This is a genomic window from Streptomyces armeniacus (genome assembly GCF_003355155.1).
GTDB lineage: Bacteria > Actinomycetota > Actinomycetes > Streptomycetales > Streptomycetaceae > Streptomyces > Streptomyces armeniacus.
On record NZ_CP031320.1, the window covers coordinates 6,801,481 to 6,821,831 of the forward strand.

Annotated in this window: 22 protein-coding genes; 9 read left to right on the forward strand and 13 right to left on the reverse strand. The window is 72.7% G+C overall.

From position 1 onward, the window contains the following. Positions 1-146: 146 nt before the first annotated feature. A complete protein-coding gene (locus tag DVA86_RS29645; RefSeq protein WP_208885336.1) occupies positions 147-860 on the reverse strand; it encodes a hypothetical protein in 714 nt (237 codons plus the stop codon). Positions 861-1,101: 241 nt separating this feature from the next. Between DVA86_RS29645 and DVA86_RS29650 the strand changes: the two genes are divergently transcribed. Genes DVA86_RS29650 through DVA86_RS29660 form a run of 3 tightly spaced genes read left to right on the forward strand, consistent with a single transcriptional unit; the run spans position 1,102 to position 4,273 of the window. Then, positions 1,102-2,520, forward strand: a complete 1,419-nt coding sequence (locus tag DVA86_RS29650; RefSeq protein ID WP_208882942.1) for a magnesium transporter MgtE N-terminal domain-containing protein — start codon at positions 1,102-1,104, stop codon at positions 2,518-2,520. After that, positions 2,513-3,052, forward strand: coding sequence for a DUF1003 domain-containing protein (locus DVA86_RS29655; protein ID WP_208882944.1), 540 nt, complete (start codon positions 2,513-2,515; stop codon positions 3,050-3,052). The genes DVA86_RS29650 and DVA86_RS29655 overlap by 8 nt, the downstream gene beginning before the upstream one ends. Before the next feature lie 57 nt (positions 3,053-3,109). After that, on the forward strand, positions 3,110-4,273 hold the full coding sequence (locus tag DVA86_RS29660; RefSeq protein WP_208882946.1) for an Mrp/NBP35 family ATP-binding protein: 1,164 nt from the start codon (positions 3,110-3,112) through the stop codon (positions 4,271-4,273). Between the two features lie 165 nt (positions 4,274-4,438). On the opposite strand, the gene DVA86_RS29665 is transcribed toward DVA86_RS29660, so the two are convergent. From DVA86_RS29665 to sigE, 5 genes are all read right to left on the reverse strand, one after another. Beyond that, positions 4,439-5,122: a hypothetical protein gene (locus DVA86_RS29665; RefSeq protein ID WP_208882948.1), complete on the reverse strand. Its 684-nt coding sequence runs from the start codon at positions 5,120-5,122 to the stop codon at positions 4,439-4,441. A gap of 163 nt (positions 5,123-5,285) precedes the next feature. Continuing rightward, positions 5,286-5,765 (reverse strand): sec-independent translocase, encoded by a 480-nt coding sequence (locus DVA86_RS29670; protein WP_208882950.1) that lies wholly within the window; start codon positions 5,763-5,765, stop codon positions 5,286-5,288. Between the two features lie 121 nt (positions 5,766-5,886). Then, complete coding sequence (locus DVA86_RS29675) at positions 5,887-7,662, reverse strand: S1C family serine protease (protein WP_208882952.1); 1,776 nt, start codon at positions 7,660-7,662, stop codon at positions 5,887-5,889. Between the two features lie 76 nt (positions 7,663-7,738). Further along, a complete protein-coding gene (locus DVA86_RS29680) occupies positions 7,739-8,668 on the reverse strand; it encodes an anti-sigma factor family protein (RefSeq protein WP_245997337.1) in 930 nt (309 codons plus the stop codon). Beyond that, positions 8,665-9,438: an RNA polymerase sigma factor SigE gene (sigE, locus tag DVA86_RS29685; protein ID WP_208885340.1), complete on the reverse strand. Its 774-nt coding sequence runs from the start codon at positions 9,436-9,438 to the stop codon at positions 8,665-8,667. Before sigE ends, DVA86_RS29680 begins: the two co-directional genes overlap by 4 nt. A gap of 130 nt (positions 9,439-9,568) precedes the next feature. On the opposite strand from sigE, the gene DVA86_RS29690 reads away from it, so the two are divergent. Beyond that, entirely contained in the window at positions 9,569-10,255 is a 687-nt protein-coding gene (locus DVA86_RS29690) for an O-methyltransferase (protein ID WP_208882953.1), read from the forward strand. A gap of 90 nt (positions 10,256-10,345) precedes the next feature. Here DVA86_RS29690 and DVA86_RS29695 read toward each other — a convergent pair whose 3' ends face one another. Then, positions 10,346-10,513, reverse strand: coding sequence for a DUF3117 domain-containing protein (locus DVA86_RS29695; RefSeq protein WP_106965600.1), 168 nt, complete (start codon positions 10,511-10,513; stop codon positions 10,346-10,348). Between the two features lie 309 nt (positions 10,514-10,822). On the opposite strand from DVA86_RS29695, the gene chcB reads away from it, so the two are divergent. Beyond that, complete coding sequence (gene chcB, locus DVA86_RS29700) at positions 10,823-11,611, forward strand: 2-cyclohexenylcarbonyl CoA isomerase (RefSeq protein ID WP_208882954.1); 789 nt, start codon at positions 10,823-10,825, stop codon at positions 11,609-11,611. A 42-nt stretch (positions 11,612-11,653) separates the two neighbouring features. Here chcB and DVA86_RS29705 read toward each other — a convergent pair whose 3' ends face one another. Next, positions 11,654-12,289: a DNA-3-methyladenine glycosylase I gene (locus DVA86_RS29705; protein WP_425470945.1), complete on the reverse strand. Its 636-nt coding sequence runs from the start codon at positions 12,287-12,289 to the stop codon at positions 11,654-11,656. Beyond that, positions 12,276-12,665, reverse strand: coding sequence for a DivIVA domain-containing protein (locus DVA86_RS29710; RefSeq protein WP_208882956.1), 390 nt, complete (start codon positions 12,663-12,665; stop codon positions 12,276-12,278). Before DVA86_RS29710 ends, DVA86_RS29705 begins: the two co-directional genes overlap by 14 nt. Positions 12,666-12,797: 132 nt before the next feature. On the opposite strand from DVA86_RS29710, the gene folP reads away from it, so the two are divergent. Beyond that, complete coding sequence (gene folP, locus DVA86_RS29715) at positions 12,798-13,664, forward strand: dihydropteroate synthase (protein WP_208882958.1); 867 nt, start codon at positions 12,798-12,800, stop codon at positions 13,662-13,664. Between the two features lie 106 nt (positions 13,665-13,770). On the opposite strand, the gene DVA86_RS29720 is transcribed toward folP, so the two are convergent. Together DVA86_RS29720 and dapE are read right to left on the reverse strand one after the other, a co-directional pair. Continuing rightward, complete coding sequence (locus tag DVA86_RS29720; protein WP_208882960.1) at positions 13,771-14,517, reverse strand: LOG family protein; 747 nt, start codon at positions 14,515-14,517, stop codon at positions 13,771-13,773. A gap of 190 nt (positions 14,518-14,707) precedes the next feature. Further along, the gene (gene dapE, locus DVA86_RS29725) at positions 14,708-15,787 is read right to left on the reverse strand and encodes a succinyl-diaminopimelate desuccinylase (protein ID WP_208882962.1); all 1,080 of its coding nucleotides are present in this window, start codon (positions 15,785-15,787) and stop codon (positions 14,708-14,710) included. A 39-nt stretch (positions 15,788-15,826) separates the two neighbouring features. On the opposite strand from dapE, the gene DVA86_RS29730 reads away from it, so the two are divergent. Both DVA86_RS29730 and DVA86_RS29735 read left to right on the forward strand, forming a co-directional pair. After that, on the forward strand, positions 15,827-16,819 hold the full coding sequence (locus DVA86_RS29730; protein WP_208882964.1) for a VldE C-terminal domain-containing protein: 993 nt from the start codon (positions 15,827-15,829) through the stop codon (positions 16,817-16,819). Between the two features lie 231 nt (positions 16,820-17,050). After that, complete coding sequence (locus DVA86_RS29735) at positions 17,051-17,377, forward strand: ATP-binding protein (protein ID WP_208882966.1); 327 nt, start codon at positions 17,051-17,053, stop codon at positions 17,375-17,377. 196 nt (positions 17,378-17,573) lie between these two features. Here DVA86_RS29735 and dapC read toward each other — a convergent pair whose 3' ends face one another. After that, positions 17,574-18,671 carry a succinyldiaminopimelate transaminase gene (dapC, locus tag DVA86_RS29740; protein WP_208882968.1) on the reverse strand — a complete coding sequence of 366 codons (1,098 nt, stop codon included), beginning with the start codon at positions 18,669-18,671 and terminating at the stop codon, positions 17,574-17,576. A gap of 86 nt (positions 18,672-18,757) precedes the next feature. Then, entirely contained in the window at positions 18,758-19,084 is a 327-nt protein-coding gene (gene fdxA, locus DVA86_RS29745) for a ferredoxin (protein WP_027764481.1), read from the reverse strand. A gap of 138 nt (positions 19,085-19,222) precedes the next feature. On the opposite strand from fdxA, the gene DVA86_RS29750 reads away from it, so the two are divergent. Continuing rightward, positions 19,223-20,347: a GNAT family N-acetyltransferase gene (locus DVA86_RS29750; RefSeq protein WP_208882970.1), complete on the forward strand. Its 1,125-nt coding sequence runs from the start codon at positions 19,223-19,225 to the stop codon at positions 20,345-20,347. Positions 20,348-20,351: the final 4 nt, after the last annotated feature.

Consider the following 20,351-nt stretch of genomic DNA (forward strand, 5'->3'; position numbering starts at 1 on the left):
AGCTCGGTGGTGCGCGCAGAGTTCAAAACAAACAGGCGGGGCGGCGCGGGCCCGGGCGGGGGCGGGCTCAGCGGGCGGGGGCGCCCAGCGGCGGGGCGGGACCAGCGTCGCGCTGAGCAGCCCTGAGCAGCCCTTGGAGCAGCCGCTCAGCCGTCCGCCGAGATCTCCTTGCCGTAGTCGACGATCTGCTCCTTCTTCGGCGCGCGCACCGCGAAGCCCTTGTTCCAGTCGTCGAGCCGGACCGTGCCCGCCGAGCCGCCGCGTTCGAGCCGCAGCGGATACGGCGTGCCGGACAGCGACACCTCGAGCGTGCCGCCCTTGCCGTCCCCCGCGCGCACCTCGATGGTGTCGGTGCCGCCGACCTCGCCGTGGTCGCCGGTCTCGCGCTCGCCGTCCAGCACCAGCAGCCCGTCCAGCATGACCCGCATCTCCGTGAACCCGCTGAGCTGCTCGTACGCGGGGTCCTCGTCCGGCACTTTCACGTACTTCCCCTCCAGCTTGCCCGCGGCCGCGACGTCCGCCTTCGACGGCTCCTCGCCGTCGCCCTTCTCCTGGTGCGCCCAGAAGTCGGAGTCGGCCTTGAGGTAGAGGTCCTTGTCGACGCGCAGCAGCTGGAACGTGTCGCCGCCCTTGCTGGAGACCTCGCCGATGCCGCCGCTGCTCTTGAGCCGCATCTCCAGGCGGTACGTCTGCCCCTTGCTGACGATCGTCCCCGACAGCCGTACGGACTCGGCCTGTTGGACCGCGGCCCGCGCCTTCTTCTCGATCTTCGCGGCGGAGAGCTCGTCCACCCCGTTCGTCCCCTTGGGGGGCTCCTCACCGCCGCACCCGGCCAGAGCAGCCGATAGCCCCACGCAGATGGCCCCCGCCACGGCTGCGTTGCGTCGCCTGTGGGCGCGTCCAGTCACGTCGGCTTCCTCCTGCGGTCGGCGGCGGTCGGTGGGGGACCGGACCGCACCCTACCGCTGCCGGGCCGACGGTCCGTCAGGGAGCCGTCCGGACGATGTCACTCCGCCGCGCCAGGCTGGTGCACGCTAGCCTGAACCGGACAAAGCACCCACTCGACGGCCGCGCGGACGCGCGGCGTGAGGAGGCAGCCGGATGGCAGCGGGCCCCTCACGGGTCTTCGTCTCGCACCTCTCCGGGGTCGCGGTCTTCGACCCGAACGGCGACCAGGTGGGCCGCGTACGCGACGTCGTCGTGCTGCTGCGCCCCGGCGGACGCCCGCCGCGGGTGCTCGGCCTGGTGGTCGAGGTGGTCAGCAGGCGCCGCATCTTCCTGCCCATGACCCGCGTGACGGGCGTCGAGTCCGGCCAGGTCATCACCACCGGCGTGCTCAACATGCGGCGCTTCGAACAGCGGCCCGGCGAAACGCTCGTCCTCGGCGAGCTGCTCGACCGCAGGGTCACCCTCGTCGAGACGGCGGAGCCCGGAGACCCCGGAGCACCCGGAAAGACCGGAGCACCCGTCGAGCCGGGCGGACCCGGCGGCTCCGGTGAAGAGGTCACCGTCCTGGACGTCGGGCTGATGCAGCTGCCGGCCCGCCGCGACTGGCAGATCGACAAGGTGTTCGTGCGCAAGGGCGGCCGTACGCTGCGCCGCCGCCGCGAGACGCTCACCGTGGAGTGGTCCGCGGTGACCGGCTTCGCACTGGACGAGGCGGAGCAGGGCGCGGCCAACCTCCTCGCCACCTTCGAGCAGCTGCGCCCGGCCGACCTGGCGAACGTGCTGCACCACCTCTCGGCCAAGCGCCGCGGCGAGGTCGCGGCGGCGCTGCACGACGACCGGCTGGCGGACGTGCTGGAGGAGTTGCCCGAGGACGACCAGGTCGAGATCCTCGGCAGCCTCAAGGAGGAGCGCGCCGCCGACGTCCTCGAGGCGATGGACCCGGACGACGCAGCCGACCTGCTGTCCGAACTGCCGGAGGCCGACAAGGAGCGGCTGCTGGAGCTGATGCGGCCGAAGGACGCGGCCCCGGTGCGGCGCCTGCTGTCGTACGAGGAGGACACCGCCGGCGGCATGATGACCACCGAGCCGATCGTGCTGAGCCCCGACGCCACCGTGGCGGACGCGCTCGCCCGCGTACGGGTCGCCGACCTGTCCACGCCGCTCGCCGCGCAGGTCTACGTCTGCCGGCCGCCCGAGGAGACGCCCACGGGCACGTACCTGGGCGTCGTGCACTTCCAACGGCTGCTGCGCGACCCGCCGTTCACCCTGGTGGGCTCGCTCGTCGACAGCGACCTGCAGCCGATCGCGCCGGACACCCCGCTGCACGAGCTGACCAGCTACCTGGCGACGTACAACATCGTCGCGGCGCCGGTCGTGGACGAGGGCGGGCATCTGCTGGGCGCCGTCACCGTCGACGACGTACTCGACCACCTGCTGCCCGACGACTGGCGCGAGTCCGCGGGCCCCGGCACCCCCCTGCCGTACGGGCGTGGCGGCGGCAGCGAGAGCGGTGACGGCGGTGACCGCGCCGCGGACACGGACGACCGGGGGGAGGGTACGGCCGGTGGCTGAGCGCGAGGAGCGGCTGCCGCGGCGCGCGGAGCGGGTCCGCAGGCTGGACGTGCCGCGGGCGCCGCGGCGCAGCCTGCTGCCGGAGTACGACCCGGACGCGTTCGGGCGGCTGTCCGAGAAGATCGCGCGCTTCCTGGGCACCGGCCGGTTCATCGTCTGGATGACGGTCACCGTCACCGTGTGGATCGGCTGGAACGTGGTGCTGCCGGCGGAGCTGCGCTTCGACGAGTACCCGTTCATCTTCCTGACGCTCGCGCTCTCGCTCCAGGCGTCGTATGCCGCCCCGCTGATCCTGCTGGCGCAGAACCGGCAGGACGACCGCGACCGGGTCAACCTCGAACAGGACCGCAAGCAGAACGAGCGCAGCATCGCCGACACCGAGTATCTGAGCCGCGAGATCGCCGCGCTGCGGCTGGGTCTCGGCGAGGTCGCCACCCGGGACTGGATCCGCTCGGAGCTCGAAGAGGTGGTGAAGGAGCTGCGGCACCGCGACGGGGACGGCGACCGCGGCGGCGACCGCGGCGGTGCGTGACCAAGACCGCTGCTCCTCCCCTTCGGTCCCGCGCCGGGTGCGCCGTACCATTTCGGCATGGCTACCGACGCGCCCTCAGACGCCACCCCCACGGAAGACGCGGTGCGTGCCGCGCTCGCGACGGTGAACGACCCGGAGATCCACCGGCCGATCACCGATCTGGGGATGGTCAAATCCATCGGCATCGCTCCCGACGGCGCGGTGGCGGTCGGAATCTATCTGACGGTTTCCGGGTGCCCCCTGCGCGAGACGATCACCAACAACGTGACCGAGGCGGTCCAAGGAGTGGCCGGCGTCACAGGCGTCAGCGTCGAGCTGGACGTGATGAGCGACGAGCAGCGCCGCGAGCTGCGGGACTCGCTGCGCGGCGGCAAGGCGGAACGCGAAGTGCCGTTCGCCCAGCCCGGTTCGCTGACCCGCGTGTACTGCGTGGCGTCCGGCAAGGGCGGCGTCGGCAAGTCGTCGGTCACGGTGAACCTGGCGGCGGCGATGGCGGCCGACGGGATCAAGGTCGGTGTCGTCGACGCCGACATCTACGGCCACTCGGTGCCCCGCATGCTCGGCACCGCCGACGCCCGGCCCACCCAGGTCGAGGACATGATCATGCCGCCGTCGGCGAACGGCGTGAAGGTCATCTCCATCGGCATGTTCACCCCCGGCAACGCCCCCGTCGTATGGCGCGGCCCGATGCTGCACCGCGCGCTGCAGCAGTTCCTCGCGGACGTCTTCTGGGGCGACCTCGACGTGCTGCTGCTGGACCTGCCGCCCGGCACCGGGGACATCGCGATCTCCGTGGCGCAGCTCGTGCCGAACGCCGAGATCCTTGTCGTCACCACCCCGCAGCAGGCCGCCGCCGAGGTCGCGGAGCGGGCCGGCTCCATCGCCGTACAGACCCACCAGAAGATCGTCGGCGTCATCGAGAACATGGCCGGCCTGCCCTGCCCGCACTGCGACGAGATGGTCGACGTCTTCGGTACGGGCGGCGGCGAGCGCGTTGCCGAGGGGCTGACCAAGACCACCGGCACGAACGTCCCGATGCTCGGCTCCATCCCGATCGACGTACGGCTGCGCGAGGGCGGTGACGACGGCAGGCCCGTGGTGCTCACCGACCCGGACTCCCCCGCGGGCGCGTCGATCCGCTCGATGGCGGGCAAGCTGGGCGGCCGCGAGCGCGGCCTTGCCGGGATGTCGCTGGGGCTGACCCCGAGCAACAAGTTCTGACGGCTCCCGTGAGCGGCGGCAGCTGAACGGCCGCGTGGCGGCAGGCGGGGCGAGTGCCCTGCCTGCCGCCACGTCGTGTGCGTGCGCGCGCCGTACGGCCGTACGGTCCGGCGCGTGCGCCGTACGCCGCGTACGCGCCTCGGTGCACGCGGCTCAGCACGCGCCTCAGTGCGCGTAGCCGGTGATCTCCTTGATCACGGAGAAGCCCAGCCCGTACGCGCTCATGCCACGCCCGTACGCGCCGATGAGGACGCCCTCCTGGGCCGCCCCCGCCAGCACCCAGCCGTACTCCGACTCCCGGTAGTGGAAATCGGTCGGCACCCCGTCGACCGGCAGCGAGAGGCCCGACCAGTCCGGGCCGCCCAGGTCGTCGGCCAGCTCCCACGCGATCGCGGTCTGCTGGTCCAGCCAGTCCTGCCGGAGCGAGCGCTCCATCTCGGTGGGGAAGGTGCAGGAGAGCAGGCCCGATCCGGCCAGCCACGCCGCCGTCGAGACGGACGACGCGTCCAGCACGCCCGTACCGTCCGCACTGCGCCGTACCGGCCGGCTGGCGACCGTCACAACCACCGCGAACCGCTGGCTCTCCGGGCTCACCTCCAGCCGGAGCGACGGCTCGTCGCCGTGGCCGGTCGAGCCGTGCTCGACCGTGCCGTCGGCGGTGGCACCCACCTGCATCAGCCAGCGCGGCCCCGTGAACGCCTCATCAAGGCCGTACCAGGGAAAGGCGGATCTCAGATACCCGTCCACGGCCTTGCGGGCGGCGGACCCATCCCCCGTGGCGGGCGCTGCTCCGTCGGCCGGCGTACCGCCGGGCGCTCCCTGCGGTCCTACCCGACTCGTCGTCTCCATCTGCGCGACGCCTCCTTGTTGCCCCGTGCCATGGACGGCCCGCCCCCCTCGGACGGCCCGACCCCGGACACAGGGAGGATAGCCACCCGCATCGGCCGTGTCGGGCATGACCGGTGATACGCGCCCGGATGACGACTCCGCTGGGGGGCGTTATGTCCTGGTTTCAGGTGGCGTCAGAATCGAACGGCGGCGGGTCTTCCTTGGCGGTACGGGTCGGTTCGCCCTTTGTGAGGTTCGGCCGCGAGCCGGAGTCGCCCGTGCTTCCCGTACTCGTGCCGCCACCGCTGCCGCCGGCTCCGCCGGAGCCGCTCGCGGTGTCCTTGCCGTTCACCGCGTCGGTCACCTCGGCCAGGTCTTTCCGCAGGTCGAAGCCGTTGCGGATCTCCTTGATGCCAAGGTCGTCGTTGTCCATCAGATGCTTGCGGGCGAAGGTCTTCGGATTGAGATCCTCGAACTCGAAGTCCTTGAACTCCGGCCCCAATTCAGACCGGATGTCCTCCTTCGCGTTGTCCGAGAACTGCCGGACCTTGCGAATGAAACCGGTCACATCCTGGATCATCTTGGGGAGTTTGTCCGGTCCGAACACCAAAATGGCAAGAATGATGAGCGCGACCAGCTCGAGGGGTCCTATGTCGAAGAACACCTAGCAGCTCCCTCACTACGTCCAGGCTCGCCCTGCCCGCTGTCACGGTACCCCAGCCAACGGCCCGCGGACCGTGTCGATCGCGCAGAATGCGACGGCCGTACGGGCCGGTTGCGGGTCCTCATCCGCCGCTCGCCGTACCGAGCTTGAGGCGTACGGACTTCTCCTTGCCGCCCCGTTCCAGCGACAGCTTCAGCTCGTCACCGGGGCGGTGGCTGCGGATCTTCACGATCAGCTCCTCACCGCTGTGCACCCGCTGCCCGTCCACCTCGGTGATCAGGTCGCCGGCCCGGATGCCCGCCTTGTCGCCGGGACCGCCCGGCGTGACGGGGTCGCCTTCGCTGCCCTCGTCGACGACACGGGCGCCGTTGCCCGCATACGCCATGTCGAGCGTGACCCCTATCACCGGGTGCGTGGCCTTGCCGGTGTTGATCAGCTCCTCGGCGACCCGCTTGGCCTGGTTGACGGGGATGGCGAAACCGAGGCCGATGCTGCCGCCCTGGCTGTCGCCGGGGATCTGCGGGCCCTCGGCGGCGGCCTTTATGGCGCTGTTGATGCCGATGACGCGGCCCTTGGCGTCGACCAGCGGGCCGCCCGAGTTGCCGGGGTTGATCGAGGCGTCGGTCTGCAGCGCGTCCACATAGCTCATGTCGCTGGCGCCGCTCTCGCCGCCCGCGGTGATGGGCCGCTCCTTGGCGCTGATGATGCCGGTCGTGACGGTGCCCTCCAGGCCGAACGGGGCGCCGATGGCGATCACCGGGTCCCCGACCCGTACGGACTCGGAGTTGCCGAGCGTCAGCGGGTCGAGCCCGGAGACGCCCTCGACCTTGACGACGGCCAGGTCGTAGCCGCCGTCCCGGCCGACCACCTCGGCCTCGGCGGTCTCGCCGCCGTGGAACGTGACCTGGACCTCGCCGCCGTCCCCGGCCGGCTCGACCACGTGGTTGTTGGTGAGGATGTGGCCCTCGCCGTCCAGCACGAAGCCGGTGCCGGTGCCCTCACTGCCGCCGCCCTCGACGTTGATCGTGACGACGCCGGGCAGCACCGCCTCGGCGATCCCGGGAACGCTGCCGGGCGCGCGGCCGCTGCTCTTCTCGGCGGGGGCCTGCGGCAGCTCGACGTCGTCGAAGCCGCCCTGCCGCTCGACGTACGCGCCGGCGGCGCCGCCGAGGCCGCCCGCGAGCAGCGCCAGCAGGACCGCGCCGGCGACGGTACGGCCGCGGCCGCGCCGCGGGGGCGGTGCGGCCTGGGCGGGGTGGGAGGCGGCCCAGGGGTCGTAGCGGAGCCACGGGGACGGCTGACCGTGCCCGTGCGGCTGGTGGGGCTGGTGGTGGTGCTGGGGCTGTTGCTGTTGCTGTTGCTGTTGCTGTTGCTGTTGCGGACCGTGCGGCTGCTGCCCGCTCACGTACGTGCCGGAGGGCGGCGTGCCCTGCTGTGCGGGCGTGCCGGGCGCCGTGGTGCCCTGCGCGGGCGTCGCGCCGCCGCCGGGCGGTGTGTGCACGCCGTGCGACGGCGTCGAGCCGGGCAGCTGGACGGGCGGCGCGGGCGCCCAGGGGCCGGGGCCGCCGTACGGCGGGGTGCGGTAGGGGTCCTCGGCGTGCAACGGCCGCGGGGCCGCCGCGGAGTCCGCAGGCGCCGCGGCGGAAGACGTGGCGGACGCGTCCGGTGTGCCGGACGTACCGGGGCCGCTCTCCGTGCCGTCCGTGTCCGGGCCGCCGGTGCGGTCGTACGTCCCGGTGGGCCCGCCTCCGGTGCCGGGCTCGCCGGACGGCTCGGGAACGCCGGATGACGGCGTCTCGCCGCCGTCGCCCACGTCCGCGGGCAGCTGTTCGCTGGAGGCCCTTCGTGGGCGGCTCCACCACTTCGGCTTCGGCCGGGTGGCCTTCCCCTCGTCCATGCTCTCCCCATCGTTCTCCGCGCCTCGCACAGGATTCAACCAGGTCCACGGGACCTTGGCCCAGCGAGGCGGGCGGTCAGCGTGGTGGGGTGGCCGCTGGTGTGGCGGGCGCGGGTGCCGGTGCCGTCGCCGCCGGAGTGCGGCCCGGGACAGCGCCCATCGGCGTCCGCTTGTCGGCGGCCAGCGCCCGGGACGGCGCGGGCGGGCGCGTCAGCGAGGGTGTGAAGGCCGACGACCCGCGCATCAGGGGGTGGTCCCGGACAGGCACGGACATGCTGGCCATCAGCTGTGTCCGTACGGAGGTGGTGGCCGCGGGCCGCGGCGACGCGGTGGCCGCGCGCTGCTGCCCGGCCTCGCCGCCGGAGCCGCCCCGGCGGCGTCCGTCCCGGTCCGCGGCCGCGGGCGAGGCGGGCGTACGGGCGGGGCCTGCGGAGGCGCCGCCGCGCTCGCCGGCCGCGACGGGTGATCCCCCGGCCGAGCCGGAGTTGAGCGGTCCGCTCAGTGCGAGGGCGGCCACCGAGAAGGCGCCTGCCGCGACGAAGGCGAACCGGCGCCCGCGCGAGGGCGTCCGCTCCACCTCGTGCCCGCGATGTATGCGGAATCCACGGTCCGGGGTGAGCGCGCTCGCTCCGCGCCCGGCGGGCAGATAGTCCAGGGCCAGCGGGGAGCGGGCCCGGCGGAGGACGCCCGGCATGGGCCCGCCGTCCGCACCGTCACCGCGCTCCGGGCCGTCACCGGGGCCGGAGGCTGAGCCGGTGTCGCCGCCCGCGGGCAGGCCCTGGAGGCGGGCCAGCAGGCCGTCCGAGGGGGGCGGCGGAGCGGAGTCCGCGAAGACATTCTTGAGACGGCGCTGGGCGTCGGCTTCGGCCTTACAGCTCCAGCAGGTGGCCAGATGCGACAGGACCCGCTCGCGCGCGTCGTGCCCCAGCTCGCCGTCCACGAGTGCCGCCAGACGGTCGCCGAGATGCTGCTCGGCAGGCGTCAGGCCGTTGTCCGTGCCGTTCACTCCGCCCCGACCTCCCCGGACAGACCACCGGGGACCGCCGCGCTCAACGCGCGCTGCTGCTCGGCGCGGGCGGCGGGCGAACGGTGCTGCAGGGCCTTGCGCAGGTGCGAGCGGCCGCGGTGGATGCGGCTGCGCACGGTGCCGAGCTTCACGCCCAGGGTGGCGGCGATCTCCTCGTACGACAGCCCCTCGATGTCGCAGAGCACCACGGCCGCCCGGAACTCCGGGGCGAGCGTGTCGAGTGCCTGCTGCACGTCGGCGTCGAAGTGCGTGTCGTTGAAGTGCTGCTGCGGGGTGGGCTCGCGGCTGGGCAGCCGCTCCGCCGCGTCGTCGGCGAGCGCGTCGAAGCGGATGCGCTGCTTGCGGCGCACGGTGTCCAGGAAGAGGTTCGTGGTGATGCGGTGCAGCCAGCCCTCGAAGGTGCCGGGCGTGTACGTGGACAGCGACCGGAAGACGCGGACGAAGACCTCCTGAGTGAGGTCCTCGGCGTCGTGCTGGTTCCCGGTCAGGCGGTACGCCAGCCGGTAGACCCGGGCGCTGTGCGTGCTGACGATCTCCTCCCACGTGGGAGGGGTCCACGCCTGGGCGTCCGCATCAGTGTCGAACGTGGCGGTCGCAGCGGAGTCGGCTGTGTGGACGTGGTCAGCATTCTTGGTCACGGATTTCGGCTCGCCCGCCGACCTGCGAAAGCGCCTCAGCACTCTCAGGCCTCCGGCCGCAGCCGCACCTCCCCTGTCGGCTCTGGTGGTGTCCAGTGGAGCCCCTACCATAGCCACCTCGCCCGTTAGCTCCGGATAAGCAAATTTGACCTGCATTTGCGACCCGCTTCTCGTCCATTCGCCCACTCTCCCAACGCCCGGTCCCACCAACAGGTTCCCGGGCCAACGGATACAGTCTCGGTTGCGTCGACTACGGGGACAGGAGAGGGCCATTACCGGCAACCGGCAGACCAGCTGGGCGTTCGCCGATGCGTACTGCGCCGAGCTCGTCGAGAACGCCGAGGGCGTGGCACTGCGCTGGGCCCGTGACCGGGCCCGGGAAGCGGGGCTGTCCTCGGTGTCGTCGGCCACGGGCGCGGCCCTCCGGCTGCTCGCCGCCACGGCCGACGCCAAGGCGGTGGCCGAGATCGGCACGGGCACCGGCGTCTCCGGAATACATCTGCTGCGCGGCATGCGCCCGGACGGCGTGCTGACCACGGTCGACATCGAACCGGAACGCCAGCAATTCGCCCGGCAGGCATTCCGCGGCGCCGGTTTCGCGGGCAACCGGGCGCGCTTCATTCCGGGCCGCGCGCTGGATGTCCTGCCCCGTCTCGCGGACGGCGGTTACGACCTCGTGTTCTGCGACGGCGACCGAATGGAATACCCGGATTACCTCGGCGAATCGTTGCGCCTGCTGCGCACGGGCGGCCTCGTCTGCTTCGAGGGCGTCTTCGCCGACGGCCACACGGTCGACTCCGGAACCCAGCGCGCCGAAGTGCTCAAGCTGCGTGAACTGCTGCGCACCGTACGGGAGAGCGCGGCGCTGGCGGTCTCCCTGCTGCCGGTCGGTGACGGGCTGCTGTGCGCCGTCAAGCAGGGCCGCTGACCCGGCGGGCACGGGTGCCCCCGGGGGCGCCGGAGACGGCGGTGCCCCGGGGCGTATCCCACGCTCCGGGGCAGCCCGATGGTGACAGTGTCAGCCGCAGACCTTCTTCAGCTCTTCGCCGAGCGCTACCGCCTCGTCCGGGGTCAGCTCGACGACGAGTCGCCCACCGCCTTCGAGCGGAACGCGCATGACGATGCCCCGCCCCTCCTTGGTCACCTCGAGCGGGCCGTCGCCCGTTCGCGGCTTCATGGCCGCCATGCTCGTTCCCCTTCCTGAAACCAGCTCATCATCAGCCGACGGCCTCGGGTAGGCACGTGTGACCGGCATCGAACACATTGCTTCCTCGTCATTATCCCGCATGCCGCGACCCGATGACCAACAACGGTCTGCATCCCTTCGGCAACGCGCTATCGCAAAACCACCCAATTCGGCGATCAAGCCGTGATACTGCTCGACATTCCGCTTCCGGCCCGCCCCGGACCCTTTGACTCAGGTCACAACGCCACCCGCGCGCGTCCCCGAGCCGTCGTCTACCGGCTCCCGTTGATCTACGCCATGCTGGGGCTCATGGCCGACACCGTGCTCTACGACCTCACCGAGGGTCTCGCGACGATCACACTCAACCGCCCCGACGCGATGAACGCTCTCGACGACGAGACGAAGGCGGCGCTGCGCGACGCGCTGCGGACCGCGGCGGACGAAACGGCCGTACGGGCCGTGCTGCTCACCGGGAACGGCCGCGCCTTCTGCGTGGGACAGGACCTCAAGGAGCACATCGGCGCGCTGCGCGAGAAGGGCGGCAGCGCGCTCACCACCGTGCGCGAACACTACAACCCCATCACGCTCACGCTCTCCGGCATGCCGAAGCCCGTCGTGGCCGCCGTGAACGGCGTCGCGGCGGGCGCCGGCGCGGGCTTCGCCTTCGCGGCGGACTACCGGCTGATGGCCGACACGGCCGCCTTCAACACCTCCTTCGCCGGGGTGGCGCTCACCGCCGACTCCGGGATGTCCTGGTCACTGCCGCGGCTGGTCGGCACCGCCCGCGCCACGGAGTTGCTGCTTTTCCCGCGCAACGTCAAGGCGCCCGAGGCGCTCGAACTCGGCCTGGCCAACAGGGTGGTGGCCGCCGCGGACCTGGCCGCCGAAGCGGAGTCGGTGGCCCGGCAGTTGGCGCAGGGGCCGACCGCCGCCTACGCCGCGCTCAAGGAGTCGCTCGCCTTCGGCGCCTCGCACTCGCTGGCGGAAACCCTGGAGAAGGAGGCGGAGTTGCAGATCCGCGCCGGGGGCTCGGCCGACCACGCCATCGCCGTCGAGGCGTTCGTGAACAAGGAGCAGCCCCGCTACACCGGCCGCTGACACCGCCGTTCGCTCGCACCGGCCGGCACGGGGCCCGCGGAGTCAGCGCGCGCCGCGGGCCCAGCAGTCGGCCAGGTGGTCGTCGACCAGGCCGCACGCCTGCATCAGCGCGTACGCCGTGGTGGGTCCGACGAAGCGGAAGCCGAGCTTCTTGAGGGCCTTGGACATCGCCGTCGACTCCGGGGTGATCGCGGGGACGTCCGTGAGCGTACGGGGTGCGGGGCGGCCGTCCGGGTCCGGCGCGAACGACCAGATCAGCGCGTCCAGCTCCCCCGGTGCCAGCTCCGCGGCCACCCGTGCGTTCGCGATCGTGGCCGTGATCTTGGCGCGGTTCCGGATGATGCCCGTGTCAGCGAGCAGCCGCTCCTCGTCCGCCGCCGTGAAGGCCGCGACCTCCGAGATCTTGAACCCGCTGAACGCGGCCCGGAAGCCCTCCCGGCGGCGCAGGATCGTGAGCCAGGACAGCCCGGACTGGAACGCCTCCAGGCTCAGCCGCTCGTACAGCGCGTCGTCCCCGTGCACCGGGCGGCCCCACTCGGCGTCGTGGTACGCCACGTAGTCCTCGGCGGACAGGCCCCACGGGCAGCGCAGCCGCCCGTCCGGGCCGGGCTGCGCCGCGCCCTCGGCGCCCGCGCCGCCCCCGCCCGCGCCGCCGCCCGTGTCCTCAGTGCTCGTCACGTCGTCTCTCCTCCACGCCCTTGAACAGGTCCGTACGCCCCATGGCCGCCGCCTGCGCACCGGCCAGCGCGGACTCCAGCTCGGCGATGCGGGCGTCCCGCTCGGCCAGCTCCGCGCCGAGCCGGTCGAGCACGTCGTCGACCTCCCGCATGCGGTATCCGCGGGCCGCCAGCGGCAGCCGCAGCGTCTCCACGTCAGCGCGGCCCACCTGCCGGTGCGCGGGCAGCGGGTCGTCCAGCCGGTCCGGCGGCACGTCGGTGAGGCCGCCGACCGCGGCCTGGTCCGGGCCGCGCCCGTCCCCGCTGCCGAGCACCGCGAGCGTGACCGCGGCGACCACCACGACCAGCGAGATCAGCAAGAACCAGAACACGGCCATCTCCCCGAGGTCCGTTTGAATGTGTGCGGCTGCCCATGCTCTCCGATCGTGCCATGGAGCACTGACAGTTAGGGTCGGCCACGGGGCCCGTGCAGTGGCCACGCGGTGGTGACGAGACCGAGAGGACGGCGGATGCTGCGCCTGGGGACACGCGAGTTCGGCGGGAACGAGCCGGTGATCATGGCGATCGTGAACCGGACGCCGGACTCCTTCTACGACCGCGGCGCCACCTTCCGCGACGAGCCGGCCCTGGACCGCGTCGAGCAGGCGATGTCAGAGGGCGCTGCCATCATCGACGTCGGCGGGGTGAAGGCCGGTCCGGGCGACGAGGTGACGGTCGAGGAGGAGGTGCGCCGTACGGTCGGCTTCGTGGCCGAGGTCCGGCGGCGCTATCCGGACGTGGTGATCAGCGTGGACACCTGGCGGCACGAGGTCGGCGAGGCGGTCTGCGCCGCGGGCGCGGACCTGCTCAACGACGCGTGGGGCGGCGCCGATCCGGAGCTGGCCGCGGTGGCGGCGCGGCACGGCGCCGGGCTGGTCTGCACGCACGTGGGCGGCGCCCAGCCGCGTACGCGCCCGCACCGGGTGACGTACGAGGGCGGCGACGTGATGGCCGACATCCTGCGGGTCACGCTCGGGCTGGCGGAGCGGGCGGCCGGGCTCGGCGTGCGCCGCGACGGCATCCTGATCGACCCGGGGCACGACTTCGGGAAGTCGACCCGGCACTCGCTGGAGGCCACCCGGCGGCTGGACGAGATGACGGCGACGGGCTGGCCGGTCCTGGTCTCCCTGTCCAACAAGGACTTCGTCGGCGAGACGCTGGACAAGCCGGTCAAGGAGCGGCTGACCGGGACGCTCGCGACGACCGCCGTGTCGGCCTGGCTGGGCGCGCAGGTGTACCGCGTGCACGAGGTCGCCGAGACCCGCCAGGTGCTGGACATGGTGGCGTCCATCGCGGGCCACCGCAGCCCGGCCGTGGCCCGGCGCGGACTGGCCTGAACGTACGGCGGGCCGGGCCGGGCGCGCCGTACGGACCGCCGGTCAGCGCGCCGTACGGGCAGGGCAGCCGGGCCGGTGCGCCGTACGGCCGCCCGCGCCCTCCGCGCTAGCCCGCCTCCTTGGTCACCAGCGCGACCGCCTCGTCCAGGTCGTCCGTGACGTGGAACAGCTCCATGTCGTGCGCCGACGCCTTGCCGGTGCCCGCCACGGAGTCGCGCAGCCAGTCGATCAGGCCCTGCCAGTACGCGGTGCCGAGCAGCACGATCGGGAAGCGGGTGACCTTCTTCGTCTGCACCAGCGTGAGCGCCTCGAACAGCTCGTCCAGTGTGCCCATGCCGCCCGGCAGCACGACGAACCCGCGCGCGTACTTCACGAACATCGTCTTGCGCACGAAGAAGTAGCGGAAGTTGACCCCGATGTCGACATAGGGATTCAGGCCCTGCTCGAAGGGCAGCTCGATGCCGAGTCCGACCGAGGTGCCGCCCGCCTCCAGCGCGCCCTTGTTCGCGGCCTCCATGGCGCCCGGACCGCCCCCGGTGATCACCGCGAAGCCGGCGTCGGCCAGGCCGCGCCCGATGCGTACGCCCGACTCGTACTCCGGCGAGTCCAGCGGCGTACGGGCGGAGCCGAAGACGCTGACCGCGGGGCCGAGTTCGGCCAGGGCGCCGAAGCCCTCCACGAACTCGGACTGGATGCGCATGACCCGCCACGGGTCGCGGTGGATGAAGTCGGACGGTCCGGCCGTGTCCAGCAGACGCTGGTCGGTGGTGCCCGCCTGGACCTGGCGCCGGCGGCGTACCACCGGCCCGAGACGCTGTTCCTGCGGCTCCCGCTGCTCCTCGGGCGTGTCCATGCCGTCTCCCTCCGACTGCGATCTTCCGCCCAGGGTACGCAGTCGTAAATGACGGGCAACGCAATTCGCGGAGACGACGGAGGTTGTGGACGCGGAAGGGAAACGGAAGCGAAGGGGAGCGTTCCGTCACGGTCCGGCGGGCCTGCTCAGCCCGTGAACCACTCCCGCTCAGCCGGTGAACCGGTCCCGCTCAGCCCGTGAGCCAGTCCCGCAGCGCCGCCTCGCAGTGCAGCACCTTCGCCGTCTCGACGTGCTCCTCGCGCTTGTGCGCGAGGTTCGGGTCGCCCGGCCCGTAGTTCACCGCGGGCACGCCGAGGGCGCTGAACCGGGAGACGTCCGTCCACCCGTACTTCGGCTGCGGCACCCCGCCCACCGCCGCGGTGAACGCGGCCGCCGCCGGGTGCGACAGACCGGGCAGCGCGCCCGGTGAGCTGTCGTCGACGATCAGCTCCTCGACGCCGCAGTCCGCGAACACCTCGCGGACGTGTGCGAGCGCCTCTTCGGGGCTCCGGTCCGGCGCGAAGCGGAAGTTGACGGTGACGGTGCACTCGTCCGGGATCACGTTGCCCGCGACGCCGCCCTCGATGCGTACGGCGTTCAGCCCCTCCCGGTACTCGAGCCCGTCGATCACCTGGCGCCTCGGCTCGTACGCGGCGAGCCGGGCCAGTACGGGCTGTGCGGCGTGGATGGCGTTCTTCCCCAGCCAGCCGCGCGCGGAGTGGGCGCGCTGTCCGGACGTACGGAGGCGGACGCGCACCGTGCCCTGGCAGCCGCCCTCGACCTGGCCGCTGGAGGGTTCGAGCAGGACGGCGAAGTCGCCCGCGAGCCAGTCGGGGTGGGCTTCGGCGATGTGGCCGAGGCCGTTGAGGCTGGCGTCGACCTCCTCGTTGTCGTAGAAGACGAAGGTCAGGTCGCGGTTCGGGCGCGGCACCGTGGCGGCGATCCGCAGCTGCACGGCCACCCCGGCCTTCATGTCGCTCGTGCCGCAGCCCCACAGGATGCCGTCCGCGTCGAGCCGCGACGGGACGTTGTCAGCGATGGGCACGGTGTCGATGTGACCCGCGAGGATGACGCGTTCGGCGCGGCCGAGCCGCGTACGGGCGACGACGTTGTTCCCGTACCGGTCCACGTCCAGATGCGGCAGCGCGCTCAGCGCGGCCTCCACCGCGTCCGCGAGGGGCTTCTCCGTCCCGCTCTCGGAGGGAAAGTCGACGAGCTGCGCCGTGAGCAGAGCCGCGTCCTGCTCCAGGTCAAGTCCGGTGAACGACATGGCGCCACCCTAGCTCCGCGCACCGGTACCTTTATCCGCGTGTCAGAGACCTCCACTCCTCGACGGCGGCGTGGCAGGGGTCTTCGGATCCTTGCCGCGCTGGCCGTACTGCTCGGCATCGCCGGTTATCTGGCGACGCAGTACGTCACAGGCGGCGCCGGACCGGCGCGCTGCACCGTACGCGCGACGGGTGAAGGCGAGAGCAACGGCGACGGCGGCTCGGCGGAGTACAAGGTGCGGCCCGAGCAGGCGTCCAACGCCGCGACCATCGAGGCCGTCGCGTCCTCCCGCGAGCTGCCCGAACGTGCCGTGACGATAGCCATCGCGACCGCCATCCAGGAATCCGGGCTGCGCAACATCCGGCACGGCGACCGCGATTCACTCGGCCTGTTCCAGCAGCGCCCCTCGCAGGGCTGGGGCACGCAGCAGCAGATCCTCGACCCGGTGTACGCGTCGGGGAAGTTCTACGACCACCTGGTGAAGGTCCCCGGCTACTCCCGGCTGCCGCTCACCGTCGCGGCGCAGCGCGTGCAGCGCAGCGGCTTCCCGCAGGCGTACGCCAAGCACGAGGCGAACGCCGCCCTGCTCACCGCCGCCCTCACCGGCCGCCGCGCGGCGGCGCTCAACTGCACCACGGGGCCCGGCGGAATCGACAAAGCGGGCAACGCGACGACCGTACGGGAGAAGCTGGCGCGGGAGTTCGGCGAGGACGTGCTGCGCGGCTCCCCGAAGCCGGACACGGCGGCGGCCGGCACGGGCAGCCACCGCGGAAGCGGCACCGGCGCGGACGCCGCGAAGGGGGCGGACGCCAAGCAACCGGAGATCGTCCTCACCGTCGACGCGGAGCAGCGCGGCTGGGAACTCGCGCACTGGGCGCTGGCGCACTGGGCGGAGCTGCGCATCAGCGAGATCTCGTACGGGGGCCGCGAGTGGGCGGCGGACCGTTCCGAGGACGGCTGGCGGGAGTCGGACGAGGACGCGGCGGACGGCGGCGGAACGACAGTGGTGCTGCGGCTGGCGACGGCGTCGTAGCGGTACGGGAAGCCCTGGCTGAAGGCGGTCCGGGGCGGGCTGTGAGGTGGCCGGGGCACGGCTGCCGCGCGTGCTCACCGAAGCCGATTATGCGACGCGTTACCAATCCTTTACCAAACTGGCCCGCAACTTTCGGCCCTCCCGGCGCGATAGGCAGTGCGTTCCGGCCGACAGCGAGTACGGCCGCGAGCGCCTTCCGAAACACAGCACCCCCGCCGTCAAAGGAGCAACATGTCCCTCCCCCTCACGCGCCGGATCGCCAAGGCCGCCCTGCTCAGCGCAGCCGGCGCCGCGTCGGTCGTCGGCGCGGCCGGTGCCGCGAGCGCCGCTGACCAGGCCTCCGGCCTGGGCGGACTGACCAACCTCAGCAGCGCGGACGCCGGCAGCACCCTCGACAGCACCGCGACGAACGCCACGGGGCTCGCCGGGAAGGCGGGCAAGGACGTGGTGGACGCCGGCGTTCCGGCGGCGACGAAGGTCGTGGGCGAGACCGTCAAGGGCTCCAACTCCGATTCCAGCACCGGTGGCCTGCCCACCGCGGGTCTGCCGCTCTCCTGACCCCGGCGCTCCCGGCCGGGCCGGGAGCAGCGTGGGACACCTGATCCGAACGGCGGCGAGGGGCCCCGGAGTTCGCCTCCCGGGCCCCTCGCCGCTGTGTGCTCACTGTCCGCGCAGTCCGGCGTACGGGCGCTGTCCGGCGTACGACCCGGCGCAGCGCCTGTGCCCAGTGCGCCCCTGCCCAGTGCGCCCCTGCTCAGTGCTCCAGCCGCTGTACGGCCGCCGCGACCCGCTCGTCCGTCGCCGTGAACGCGACCCGTACGAACCGCTCGCCCGCCGGACCGTAGAAGTCGCCCGGCGCGACCAGGATGCCGCGCTTGGAGAGCTCGCCGACGGTGTCCCAGCAGGGCTCGTCCCGGGTCGCCCACAGGTAGAGCGACGCCTCGCTGTGCTCGATCCGGAAGCCGTACGCCTCCAGCGCGCCGCGCAGTGCCGCGCGCCGTGCCGCGTACCGTTCGCGCTGCTCCGCGACGTGCGCGTCGTCGTCCAGCGCCGCCGCCGCGGCGGCCTGTACGGGCGCGGGCGCCATCATCCCGCCGTGCTTCCGTACGAGCAGCAGGTCCCCGAGCACGGACGCGTCGCCGACGGCGAACGCGGCGCGGTAGCCGGCGAGGTTGGAGCGCTTGGAGAGCGAGTGGACGGCGACGATCCCCTCGTACGAGCCCCCGCACACGTCCGGGTGCAGCACGGACACCGGCTCGGTGTCCCAGCCCAGTTCGAGGTAGCACTCGTCGCTGACGAGCAGCACGCCGTGCTCGCGCGCCCAGGCGACCGCCGCGCGCAGTGTCTCGGCGGACAGGACACGGCCGGTCGGATTCGAGGGCGAGTTGAGCCACAGCAGCCGCAGCCCGGCCGGGTCCAGCTCCGTGACCTCCTCGTACGTGACCGGCTCCGCACCGGCGGCCCGCGCACCCACCTCGTACGTGGGGTAGGCCAGCCGCGGGTACGCCACGCGGTCGCCCTCGCCCAGCCCCAGCTGGGTCGGCAGCCACGCGACGAACTCCTTCGAGCCGACGACGGGCAGCACGTTCGCATGCTCGACACCGCGTGCCCCGAGGCGGCGCCCGCACCAGCCCGCGATCGCGTCGCGAAGGGCGGGCGTGCCCCACACCGTGGGGTAGCCGGGGCTGTTCGCGGCGTCCGCGAGCGCCCGCCGGACCAGCTCCGGGACCGGGTCGACGGGCGTGCCGACGGACAGGTCCACGATGCCGCCCGCGTGGGCCGCGGCCGTCGCCTTGTACGGCTCCAGGCGGTCCCAGGGGAAGACGGGCAGCCGGGCGGAGACGGATGACAAGGGTTGCTCACTCTCTCTCGGAACACGTCGGTCCCGTACGGGCGTGCCGTACGGGACCGGTGCAGCGGTGCGCGCCTGGCCTCAGGTCACTCGTCGTGGCTCTGCGGCGGCAGTGCGGCGATGACGGGATGGTCGCGCTCGATCAGGCCGAGCTTCGAAGCACCACCGGGCGAGCCGAGCTCGTCGAAGAACTCGACGTTCGCCTTGTAGTAGTCCTTCCACTCCTCGGGAGTGTCATCCTCGTAGAAGATCGCCTCGACCGGGCAGACCGGCTCACAGGCCCCGCAGTCGACGCATTCGTCCGGGTGGATGTACAAGGACCGCTGGCCCTCGTAAATGCAGTCGACGGGGCACTCCTCGATGCATGCCTTGTCTTTAAGATCGACACAAGGCTCCGCGATGACGTAGGTCACGCTGTCGTTCCTCCTCGATAGGGGCGGCGGAGCGAGTACGGCTCTGCCGCGGGGCGCGCGGGAGCGCGGCGTCGTCGATGCCCGCACCTAGTATCTCCGTTCCCCGGCATGAGACGAACAGGAGGGGTGGGTAGAGCTGTGGAATTCGCCACAGGCGGACATCTTGAGGTCCGCATTACCCCTGACGACGTGGGGAAACGCGTATCCGTGAGGTCTTTGACCGGTCCGGATGAGCCGAAGGCCGCCTTTACCGACACTGTAGGCGTCCTCACCTCGTGGACCGGCGGGACGCTGCGGATCACGCGCCGCGACGGGCGGACCGTCGCGCTCCGGGAGGCGGCGCTCGTGGCGGGCAAGCCCGTACCGGCGGCGCCGGCGCGGCGCCGGGGCGTACCGGCCGCGAGCGTGCGCGAGCTGCAGTGGGTCGCGGCGCGGGGGTGGCCGGCCGTCGAGACGGAACGGCTCGGGGAGTGGACACTGCGGGCCAGCCCCGTGGCCGTACGAGGGCCCGTACGGGGGGAAGCATCCGTACGGGGGCCCGTACGGCGTGCGGGCTTCACCTCGCGGGCGAACTCCGTGCTGCCGCTCGGCGACCCCGGACTTCCGCTCGACGCGGCGCTGCGGCACGTTCAGGACTGGTACGCGGAGCGTGGGCTTCCGGCGAAGGTGCAGGTCGCGACCGGTCACGAGGGCGCGCACGAGCTGCTCGCCGCCCGGCTCGACGAGCGCGGCTGGACCGCCGACCGGCACACGCTGATGCGCACCGGCGCCCTCGCGCCGCTCGCCGACCGCGCACCGGACACCCGCGTACGGGTGCACCGGCGGCTCGACGCCGACTGGCTGCGGGCGTACGGGCGCGCGGAAGAGGCGGAGGACGAGACGGCGCCGCGGGTGCTGAGCGGCGGGCCCTCGGTGTGGTTCGCGACGGTTCCCGGCGAGGGCGAGGCGCCTGGCGAGGGCGGGCCGCGTGGGGAGGGCGAGGCGCATGGCGAGGGCGGGCCGCCCGTCCCCGCCGCGATCGGGCGGTGCGTGGTGGACGGGCGCTGGGCCGGGTTCGCGGCGATAGAGGTGGCACCGGCGTACCGGCGGCAGGGCTTCGCCCGCGCCGTCATGGCGGAGCTGGCCCGTACGGCGCTCGCGGAGGGCGCCTCGGCCGCGTACCTCCAGGTGGAGGCGGACAACGACGCGGCACGCGCGCTGTACGACGGCCTGGGGTTCGCGGACCACCACGCGTACCACTACCGCACCGCACCACGGGTCTGACCGC

What these genes read in the sequence shown, in the direction of transcription:
- DVA86_RS29650 (WP_208882942.1), top strand. Translation starts at nt 1,102, where the DNA reads ATGGCAGCGGGCCCCTCACGGGTCTTCGTCTCGCACCTCTCCGGGGTC.
- DVA86_RS29660 (WP_208882946.1), top strand. Translation starts at nt 3,110, where the DNA reads ATGGCTACCGACGCGCCCTCAGACGCCACCCCCACGGAAGACGCGGTG.
- DVA86_RS29665 (WP_208882948.1), bottom strand. Translation starts at nt 5,122, where the DNA reads ATGGAGACGACGAGTCGGGTAGGACCGCAGGGAGCGCCCGGCGGTACG.
- DVA86_RS29675 (WP_208882952.1), bottom strand. Translation starts at nt 7,662, where the DNA reads ATGGACGAGGGGAAGGCCACCCGGCCGAAGCCGAAGTGGTGGAGCCGC.
- sigE (WP_208885340.1), bottom strand. Translation starts at nt 9,438, where the DNA reads ATGGTAGGGGCTCCACTGGACACCACCAGAGCCGACAGGGGAGGTGCG.
- DVA86_RS29695 (WP_106965600.1), bottom strand. Translation starts at nt 10,513, where the DNA reads ATGGCGGCCATGAAGCCGCGAACGGGCGACGGCCCGCTCGAGGTGACC.
- chcB (WP_208882954.1), top strand. Translation starts at nt 10,823, where the DNA reads ATGGCCGACACCGTGCTCTACGACCTCACCGAGGGTCTCGCGACGATC.
- DVA86_RS29710 (WP_208882956.1), bottom strand. Translation starts at nt 12,665, where the DNA reads ATGGCCGTGTTCTGGTTCTTGCTGATCTCGCTGGTCGTGGTGGTCGCC.
- folP (WP_208882958.1), top strand. Translation starts at nt 12,798, where the DNA reads ATGCTGCGCCTGGGGACACGCGAGTTCGGCGGGAACGAGCCGGTGATC.
- DVA86_RS29720 (WP_208882960.1), bottom strand. Translation starts at nt 14,517, where the DNA reads ATGGACACGCCCGAGGAGCAGCGGGAGCCGCAGGAACAGCGTCTCGGG.
- dapE (WP_208882962.1), bottom strand. Translation starts at nt 15,787, where the DNA reads ATGTCGTTCACCGGACTTGACCTGGAGCAGGACGCGGCTCTGCTCACG.
- DVA86_RS29735 (WP_208882966.1), top strand. Translation starts at nt 17,051, where the DNA reads ATGTCCCTCCCCCTCACGCGCCGGATCGCCAAGGCCGCCCTGCTCAGC.